Below are 4,668 nucleotides of genomic sequence, written 5' to 3' on the forward strand. Positions count from 1 at the left end.
GACATATTCTTTGCAGTCGCAGTTTATGTCGAGCGTGGCGGCGGGAGGCGCAGGTTTCCTTCGGTTTTCCATGATTTCACTCCAGATAATTGCCTGACAAGGTTGAATGCTGGGGCCGTTAGGATTGTCGGCACCGCTGGAATGGTGCAGGTTGTAGAAAATCCCCGAGGCAGTCGTTCGTCGCTTTCAATCGAGGTCCCGATGCAAGGCTGTCCGCCATGGAGATCTGCCATGCCGAACAAACTGCCCAAGCGCCCCATTATCGTTTTTCTCGCAGGGATTTTTCTGGGCTTGCCCGGCGTCGCAGGCGCAGTGACATTGACGTCATTAAAAGGCATGGATCTCGAAGGAAGCTATGGCTCGTATGCGCCGCGTGGCGATTGCTCTCGAGGGGCGAGCCTTGAGATCAACGAAACCGGCTTTACTTTCAAAGCGTCTGGTCAGACTGTAAAAAGCACCCGGTTTGAGTACGCGGCTTCGTTTCTTGGCCCGACCTATGAAGGCGTTAGCGCGGTCTTTTTTCCTTTTCCTGTCAATGCCAACGATTTCGGACGCGTGATCTTGACGGTCAATGACGACGAAAAGCGAGGCGTAGTCCGCCTTGAAGCAGACGTCGCGCCTGGACAGCGCCTGGATCCGTTCAAGTCAGCGCTCGTGTCGCAATCCCCACTGCTCTTGTGCAAGGAGTCTGGGCCGGCATCTGCTGCTTCAAAAGCACCTCTGCAAGCAAGGCCAGTCTTGGGAAAACCGACGCCGCTAGCCTGGACCAATCTTGCGAGTTCCATAGGAAAATTCCAAAGTGATTCCGATCCCAACGGAATAGATCTTTTGACAAGTGGTCCGATAGCTGACGCGATACGTTCGCGTTTGGGCCGCAAAATAGACCTGCTGGCCAGCAATCTTTCGGCGATATCCGGTCTCCAACGACAAGGATCTCTCTATTGGGTTACGGGAAATGCGCCGCATCAAGGCGGTGTAGAGCAAGCCTATGTTTTGCTTGATGCAAATCGCCGTGCTGTTCAAATTGGCCTTTGGGAAAAGGGAAAGTTGACGGTCTATGCGCCTCAAGGAGGCCGCTTGCCCGTGCCCCAGGACATTGCTCGCCTGCTTATGGACAGCCCACCTGAGGACGCAGTGCCGCTGCCTGGGACTGCTTGGGAGGTCGTGCCGGTCCAAGGTCGCGCCCCAATGGCCTATGTCGATGTAGCTGCTTCGCCAAACATCAAGTCGTTTAGCCTGTTTTGTGAAGGCAACCGCCCCATGATGGCCATGCTCCTTAACAAGCCCGCGACGGTGCCGCGCGTTACGGTTACATGGAATTTTGCTGGTCGATTAATTGACATTCCGACCGGCCGCGCGAACGCTCAGAGCACGTTTTGGCAGGCCAACCTCACTGGTTCCCAACTCATTCCGATGCTTCTCCGTCAAAACGGTTCGGTTATGCTACGCATCAACGGCCGCCTCGAAGGCGAAGCTTTGTTGGCGGGAGCGCCACTGGCGCTTCGAACTGCGATGCGGACCTGTGTCAAATTTTGACATGACCTCCTGCACGTATTTCCTGAAGCATTGATAGTAGATCGTCGCTTTGCGGCTTGAAGCGCCCGGGCCTGATGGCGGGTGCGCCGTGAGCCGCGAGGATTTGCAGCTTCTCCTCGGGATCGGCGCGCAAATAGGTCTCGGTGCTCTGGATGCTGGCGTGGCCGAGCCACAATGCAACCTTGCGAATGTCCCCGGTCGCCGCGAGCGTGTGCATCGCACAGGAATGCCGCAGCACGTGCGGCGTAACCCGCTTGCCAAGGATCGACGGCTGCTTCGTTGCCGCGGTCTTGACGTGCTCGGCCAAACGGAACGCAAATCCGTCGCGGGTCATGGGCTGCCCGTTGGCATTGAGGAATATCTCGGCAGCTTGCGCGTCGGGCCGTATCGCAAGCCACGCGCGCAATACGAACTGGGTCTCTTTCCAGAGCGGCAGGACCCGTTCACGCCGACCCTTGCCCATGATGTGCACGGTGGACAGGGAGCGGTCCGGGAAATCGCGCAGCTGCAGCGTTACGAGTTCCGACACTCTCAGCCCGCCGGCATAGGCCAGATGCAGCATCGCGCGATCGCGGGTGCCAAGGCGTGTCCGGGGATCCGGGGCATCGAGCAAAGCCTTGATCTCGGCCCGGTCGAGGTAGTCGATCAGCGCCTTGTCGGTCTTCTTGGTCGGGATCGATCTGACGCGGAGGGCCAGATCCAGGCAGGCCGGAATCCGATACTCGATGTACCGGAAGAAGGACCGGATCGCGGCGAGCCTGCCATTGCGGGTCCGCACACAGCTGCCGCGCCCGGTCTCGACATGGTCCAGGAAAGCCATGATCATGTCGGGGCCGAGATCCTCGATCTCAAGATCGGTCGGCCGACGCTTCAGCCGATCGGCAGCGAACTGAACGAGGAGGACGAAGCAGTTGGCATAAGTCTTCACTGTGTGCGGGCTGACAGCACGTTCGCGTGGCAGATGCTCACGCAGGTATGCCGAGAGATGCGGAGCGAGCGCCGTCATGCCGCCTCTCCCCGGTAAAGCTGCTCGCTCGCAGCCGCAATGTCGCGCAGCAGCACCGGAGTGGCCTCGAGATACCAGTACGTGTTGGCGACCGACGCGTGCCCCAGATAGACACTGAGACCGGCCATGTGGTGAGCGATGGCCTCCCTGTCAGGTGGGCAGGACTCAAGGGAACGGACAGCGAAGGTGTGCCGCAGATCGTGGAGTCGCATGCCCGCCGTACCGGTTGGTCCACGATATCCGAGCTGCCGGGCCAATCTGACGAACACGACGTGGGCGCGCACCTTGTGCGGTGCCCGTCCCCGGATAGTGACGAACAGGTCGTTGCCCCTGGCCGCGTGCTTCTCGCGGAGGGCGAGATAGGCTTCGAGTGCTTGGCGCGTCGATGGCTGCAAGGCAATCAGCCGCTGCTTGCCAAACTTGCCGTTGCGGACGATCAGGCCATCCTCGACCAGATCTTTGCATTGTAATGCGAGGGCCTCGGAAATCCGGAGACCTGTCGCCGCCAGCAGCCCGAACAGGTAATGGTACGTGTGTGGGCTGATCGTGCCTTGGGGTGGAACGTCCAATGCAGCAGTCATGATCGCCCGCACCTGGTCCGGCTCAATGATGGTCGGCGTCGGGCGTGGCCGCTTGCCCCGACCGAAGACGCCGGCAGGCGGAACTTCGTGGCCTGAATCTTCGGCGTGAGCGAAAAGGCTGAAGTTACGTGCGGTGTCGAACCTCCGGCGGGCCACATATTGTGAGCTCGACGTATGGCACCAGTCGTAGATGCGCTGGACCTGAGTGTGCCGATCGCCGAAACCCCCGGCGTAGGCGGCGTACAGGCGCAGCATGCGTTCCTGTTCAGAGAACTTCAGCCCGAGGCTGCGATGCAGCGCCACGTATCTGGAAATGTGGATGTTCAGCATGACTGTTCTCCCGGCCAGGGCTGCGCGATCTTCATGAGCATCGGCAGATCGACCTTGGCGTAGATGGCAGTGGTCTCGGGCGAGCTGTGACGCAGGATGGTCCCGACGGACTCCAGGCCTGCGCCCGCGCGCAGCAGGTTGGTGGCAAGCGAATGCCGGAATATGTGCGACCCGGTCGGCACTCCTTCGATCCCACCGCGGTCGCGCGTACGAGCGACGATGCCCGCTATCTCAGCGGACGAGCGGAATGGCCGAAACGGTGCTTGTGCACGCAGGAACAGATGCTCTTCGGCGGCCTTCGGGCGGGCTGCCGCAAGATATGCCAGGATCGCGTCGCCAACATCCTGCGGCAATGGCAGGCGGTCCGGTCGACGCGTCTTGCCCTTGACCGTCAGGTGGCCGGATCGCCAGTCGATGTCGTCGAGACGCATGTTCTGAATATCGGCAGCCCGCAGGCCGAGCCTGGCGAGCAGGAGAATGATGGCCTTGTCCCGAACTTCCACCGGACGATCTGTCGGACAGGCCGCAATGATCCTCTCGATCGTTGCCGGGTCGACGTGGCGCGGCAGCGTCGAAAGGCGGTAGCGCTGTACTGATGGAACTGCATGCAACAACGCCGGCCGGCACTCGCCACGCACGACCAGAAACCGGATGTAGCTCCTCATTATCGTGACGAGCAGCGATGCCGACCCCGGCGTCTCCTTGCTTCGTCGTTGGAATGCGCTCCTGAGTCCGGCGGCATCCCATTGCGAAGGCTCGCCCAGCATTGGCATGAGCCGTCTGATATCGGTCCGGTAGCGCCGGATCGTCTCGTCCGTGGCGCCGCGGTGTTGCTTGAGCCATGCCAAGTAAGCCGACATGTGCGGGTCATCGTCCGCCACCGGTTCAACCAATGGGATGGCGCCCCGGCCTCGCAGGAACTCGACGAAGTGCCGTGCGCATCGCCGCCGCCGCTTGGTGCCCGTTGCGACCAACTTGCCCCGCTTGCGCCAGACCGGGCATCGGCAATCATGCGCTGCATAGTGGTCGATGATCGTGTCATCGATATCGATCCATTGGCGCCGCGCCATGCGAAGCCAGGCCACGAAATGCTCGGCCTCGGACCGATAGGCCTGTGCCGGTCCCTCGGCAAGTTGCAGGCGATCGATCGCATCGGAATAGTCGGCGAGGTGCCGTGGCAGATCGTCGATCCCGTCGTCGACTTCGACGTAGCCT

4 protein-coding genes are annotated in these 4,668 nt (G+C 60.9%); 1 reads left to right on the forward strand and 3 read right to left on the reverse strand.

Annotated features, from left to right (window positions below; translation table 11 throughout):
• The first annotated feature begins 3 nt into the window (after positions 1-3).
• Positions 4-1,536: a hypothetical protein gene (locus SxD43FB_RS22970; RefSeq protein WP_096064101.1), complete on the forward strand. Its 1,533-nt coding sequence runs from the start codon at positions 4-6 to the stop codon at positions 1,534-1,536.
• Here the strand turns inward: SxD43FB_RS22970 and SxD43FB_RS22975 are convergent.
• The 3 genes from SxD43FB_RS22975 to SxD43FB_RS22985 form a co-directional block, all read right to left on the reverse strand.
• Positions 1,526-2,542, reverse strand: a complete 1,017-nt coding sequence (locus SxD43FB_RS22975) for a tyrosine-type recombinase/integrase (RefSeq protein ID WP_019053426.1) — start codon at positions 2,540-2,542, stop codon at positions 1,526-1,528. The two genes, SxD43FB_RS22970 and SxD43FB_RS22975, sit on opposite strands and share 11 nt — an antisense overlap.
• On the reverse strand, positions 2,539-3,453 hold the full coding sequence (locus tag SxD43FB_RS22980; RefSeq protein ID WP_019053427.1) for a tyrosine-type recombinase/integrase: 915 nt from the start codon (positions 3,451-3,453) through the stop codon (positions 2,539-2,541). Before SxD43FB_RS22980 ends, SxD43FB_RS22975 begins: the two co-directional genes overlap by 4 nt.
• A partial coding sequence (locus tag SxD43FB_RS22985; RefSeq protein WP_255245879.1) for a tyrosine-type recombinase/integrase occupies positions 3,447-4,668 on the reverse strand: 1,222 nt, incomplete at its 5' end. The genes SxD43FB_RS22980 and SxD43FB_RS22985, both read right to left, overlap by 7 nt.

It is taken from the genome of Sphingobium sp. D43FB (genome assembly GCF_002312805.1).
GTDB lineage: Bacteria > Pseudomonadota > Alphaproteobacteria > Sphingomonadales > Sphingomonadaceae > Sphingobium.

Coding starts and splice junctions, on each gene's coding strand:
- SxD43FB_RS22975 (WP_019053426.1), bottom strand. CDS start 2,542: ATGACGGCGCTCGCTCCGCATCTCTCGGCATACCTGCGTGAGCATCTG.
- SxD43FB_RS22980 (WP_019053427.1), bottom strand. CDS start 3,453: ATGCTGAACATCCACATTTCCAGATACGTGGCGCTGCATCGCAGCCTC.